Source organism: Acinetobacter sp. 1130196 (genome assembly GCF_000588095.1).
GTDB lineage: Bacteria > Pseudomonadota > Gammaproteobacteria > Pseudomonadales > Moraxellaceae > Acinetobacter > Acinetobacter nosocomialis.
This window is the reverse complement of sequence record NZ_JFWX01000126.1, coordinates 1-564: the sequence shown is the minus strand read 5'-3', so window position 1 is coordinate 564 and position 564 is coordinate 1. Positions and strand designations below refer to the sequence as shown.

1 protein-coding gene is annotated in these 564 nt (G+C 42.7%); it reads left to right on the top strand.

What is annotated here, in order from left to right; all coding sequences use genetic code 11:
- A partial coding sequence (locus J671_RS24795; protein WP_031983793.1) for an aminotransferase class III-fold pyridoxal phosphate-dependent enzyme occupies positions 1-564 on the top strand: 564 nt, incomplete at both ends.

Below are 564 nucleotides of genomic sequence, written 5' to 3'. Positions count from 1 at the left end.
ATTCCGGTACGTGGTGAAGGTTCACGTATCTGGGATCAAGAAAATAAAGAATATATCGATTTTGCAGGCGGGATTGCAGTAAATGCATTAGGTCATGCGCATCCAGTGGCAGTCAATGCGTTAACAGAACAAGCAAAAAAACTTTGGCATGTCGGCAATGGTTATACCAATGAACCAGTACTGCGTCTTGCTAAACAACTCACTGAAAATACATTTGCAGACAAAGTATTCTTCTGTAACTCAGGTGCAGAAGCAAATGAAGCAGCATTAAAGCTTGCTCGTAAAGTTGGACTCGACAGCGGTGTCGCAGGTAAAAGCGGTATTGTGGCATTTAACAACGCGTTCCACGGCCGTACTTTATTTACCGTTTCGGCTGGTGGTCAGCCAAAATATTCACAAGACTTTGCACCACTTCCAAACGGCATTAGCCATGTTGCTTATAATGATTTAGAAGCAGCTAAAGCAGTTATTAATGAGCAAACCTGTGCAGTAATTGTAGAGCCTGTACAAGGTGAGGGCGGGGTAATTCCTGCTGATATCGAATTTTTAAAAGGTTTACGTGCA